Origin of the sequence: uncultured Methanobrevibacter sp. (assembly GCF_937881195.1) — an archaeon.
GTDB lineage: Archaea > Methanobacteriota > Methanobacteria > Methanobacteriales > Methanobacteriaceae > Methanobinarius.
The window spans coordinates 1-3801 of the sequence record NZ_CALGFC010000049.1 but is presented as its reverse complement, the minus strand read 5'-3'; the positions used below and the strand labels follow the sequence as shown (position 1 = coordinate 3801).

Here is a 3801-nt window from a genome sequence, read left to right as displayed (position 1 = left end):
AATTTATTTAATTTATATAATTTATTTAATTTATTTAATCTATTTAATTTATTAAATTTATATAATTTATTAAGCTTATTAGATTTATTAAGGTCATTTAATTCTTAATTTAGTTTAATTTATTAATATTGGATTTTAATTAACATAAAAATATTATTAAAGTTGATAAAAATTTAATTAATATAAGAATATGATTAAAGTTGATAAAAATTTAATTAATATAAGAATATGATTAAAGTTGATAAAAATTTAACTAATATAAGAATTTTATTAAAGTTGATAAAAATTTAATTAATATAAGAATATTATGAAAGATGATAAAAAGTATAGTAATGATAATCTAGATGATAATCTTGAAAATTCTAAAGTATGCAAATCTATGAAAATTAAGAATGATAATAAAATAAGTTTAGATGACAGTCATATTCATGATTTTGAATATCATAAAGCAGCTAAAAATATATCATTTGCATTTTTTCTAAATATTATTTTCATGGTAGTAGTTGGTGTTGGAGCTGTTTATACAAATAGTATGGCAATTTTAGCTGATCTTCTCCATGGATTAAGTGATACTATTGCACTTGGCTTCTCCTGGTTTTTTCAAAGATTTTCAGAAAAAGAAGAGGATGAAAAGTTTACTTATGGATATAGGAGGTTTTCACTTCTTGGTGCTATTGTAACTTCTTCAATAGTTATTATAGGTTCATTCTTAATACTTCTTGAATCGTTTTCTCGAATCTTTTCTCCAGTTGAACCTCAAGCATCAGGTATGGTTCTTGTAGCTATATTTGCAATATTTTTAAAATCATTGAGTATATGGAAATTAAGAGAATCAACCACTTTAAATGAAAGAGCTGTTTCAATTCATCTTATAGGGGATTTAATGGGATGGATTGCTCTATTGGGTGTTGGAATAATATTAATATTCTATAATATTCCTATCTTGGATGTTTTATTATCAATAGCTATTACATTATGGATGATATATAACTTAGCTAAAACACTCTTTTATAGCTTTAAAATACTTTTATTAGAAGCTCCTGGCAATGTTAACCAGGATAAATTAAAAAAAGATATTTTATCTATTGAAGGGATTGATGATATTGTTAAATTTTATTTATGGAGTTTAGATAATCAAAAAAATATTTTAACTGTTAAAATTAATCTTCAAGATGATTTGAAGGTTTCAGATACTGAAGAAATTAAAAAATCTCTGAATAATCTATGTTCAGTACATGGAATTGAGGATATTAATATAGAATTTATAAAAAAATAGTTTAATTAATAATTATTGGTTAAATAATTATTATAGTTTAAATAATTATAGTTTAATTAATAATTATAGTTTAAATAATTATAGTTTATATAATCATAGTTTAATTAATAATTATAGTTTAAATAATTATAGTTTAATTAATAATCATAGTTTAATTAATAATTATAGTTTAAATAATCATTATGGGGTGTTGGTGATTTCATGGTAGAATTATTGTCTCCTGCAGGTAATTTTATATCTCTAAGAGCAGCTCTTGAAAATGGTGCTGATTCAATTTATATTGGTTTAGCAGATAATAATATGAGAGCTAATGTTTCTAATTTTTCTCTTAAAGATGTTGAAGAAGCAATGGAATTAGTTAAAGAATATTCTTCAAAATTATATCTATGTACAAACACTATAATGAAAGATGAAGATATTAAAAAACTTGAATTTGATCTTGAACTAATTAAAGAATATGAAGTTGATGCTTTAATTGTTTCAGATATTGGACTTGCTCAAATAGCTAGTGAAGTTGGAATTGATCCACATATGAGTGTTCAAGAAAATATATCTAATACATATGCACTTAAAACCTTGAAAAAATTAGGTGTTACACGAGCTATTCTTTCTAGAGAGCTAAATATTTGGGAAATTCAAGATATAGCTAAGAAATCTCCAATTGAAACAGAAATCTTTATTCATGGGGCTATGTGTATGGCTATTTCTGGAAGGTGTTTTTTAAGCTATGGATTATATGGTAAAAGTGCTAATTGTGGAGAATGTTTACAACCTTGTAGAAAGGATTGGAGACTATCAATTGCTCAAGATAAGGATTCAGACTTTTTTTATGAAAATGATAATGATTCTTCCTTTATTTTAAAAACTTTTTCAGATAATATTAATAATATAAATGATGATTTAAATCTTAATGATGTTAATGATGTTAATGATGTTAATGATGTTAATGATGATAATATTGATACTAATAACCTTAATGATGATTCTTTAGGTTTCTATAATCTGAATACTCCAAACTCAAAAACTAGTTTTATTTCTCCCAATGATATGGCAATGGTTGAGTATATTCCTCAATTGATATTTACTGGAGTTGATGCTTTTAAAATAGAAGGTAGAGCTCGTGGACCGGATTATGTAGCTACTACTACAAGAGTTTATAGGGAAGCTATTGATTCAATTGAAAATAAGACTTTTATTTTTAAGGATAGCTGGATGGAAGATTTAAAAAAGGTTTTTAATCGTGGTTTTGATACAGGGTTTTATTTTGATATTCCTTATGAAATAAGTACTAAAAACCAATCTAAATATGTTAAGAGAGATATTGCTAAAGTTGTAAATTATTATTCAAAAATAGGTGTTGCTGAACTACAATTATGGGATGATTTGAAAATAGGGGATGAAATCTTAATCCAAGGTAAAACTACTGGTTCTATAACACAAAAAGTTGAATCAATGGAAATTAATGGTGAATTTGTTGAATATTGTAAAAAAGGTAATAATGTGGCTATAGCTATTGAAAATAAAGTCAGAGAAAATGATTTTGTTTATAAACTCATTGAAAGAGATTTAAATTAAATTAATTCTTTAAAATATCTCTTGGCTTATAATCTTAAAATATTTATATTAATCTAAATCTTTTCTTGATTAACTAGATATTAAAAGAGTAATTTTAATCGATTTATTTTTATAAAATTAAATTAGAAAATTAAAAATCTATGTTTTCTTATTGAAAAATGAGCTTTTTATAGATTGGAAACTTTGATTTTTGAAAATATTATAATAGTTGATATTATTTCATTGGTGGAGAATGAATAATAAACTGTTGTGTTTAGTTTAAATTATTATACGGAGTGACTTAAAAAGTACTATTTAATATGCGTCTTTTAAAATCATTTTCATCTTATGTGTTTATAGTATTGTATATTCAGGGGGGTGAATATGATAATACATTAAATGTTAAAAAAGAGTATTCTTTTTTACTCCACCAATGAAATAATACCAAACTAATAACATAAAATAATAATATTATTTTTTATTATTTTTATTTATGAAAAAAGTTTGAAGAGAATATTCCCTATGTCTATTATTATGTTAATTGTAATATATAAACTTATCTATTTTAATATAAAAGTATAATATTAGGTTATTATAAAAATTATTATTTATCTATTATTTTTTAAATTAAGCCTTTTATCTTATTTTAATAAGTTTTTATATTTATTTTAGTCTTATTTTTTCTTTTTATTCTTTCTTTTATCTTTTTTTCTTATTTATCATATAAATTATATTATTATAAACTGTTTTTTAATAAGATAATCAAATAGAAAATTTTATATGCTATTTTTAATAAAAGATATTTTATATCATAGGGAGCAATCTCTTAATTAATGAAAAAATGATTTTGAGGGGGGTAAAAAACCAAGTAAGAAGATGATCGTATATGAGTAAATATAAACACAAAATGACATTGATAATTTTGATTTTCTTTTTATTTGCCTTATCTATGTCATATGTTTCTGCTGCTG

General features: G+C 22.7%; 2 protein-coding genes. Both read left to right on the top strand.

Going from position 1 to position 3801, the window contains the following annotated elements; translation table 11 throughout:
• Positions 1-307 precede the first annotated feature (307 nt).
• Complete coding sequence (locus tag Q0087_RS06965) at positions 308-1276, top strand: cation diffusion facilitator family transporter (protein WP_297898962.1); 969 nt, start codon at positions 308-310, stop codon at positions 1274-1276.
• Positions 1277-1477: 201 nt separating this feature from the next.
• Entirely contained in the window at positions 1478-2851 is a 1374-nt protein-coding gene (locus Q0087_RS06960) for a U32 family peptidase (protein WP_297898961.1), read from the top strand.
• Positions 2852-3801 lie beyond the last annotated feature (950 nt).

Coding starts and splice junctions, on each gene's coding strand:
- Q0087_RS06965 (WP_297898962.1), top strand. CDS start 308: ATGAAAGATGATAAAAAGTATAGTAATGATAATCTAGATGATAATCTT.
- Q0087_RS06960 (WP_297898961.1), top strand. CDS start 1,478: ATGGTAGAATTATTGTCTCCTGCAGGTAATTTTATATCTCTAAGAGCA.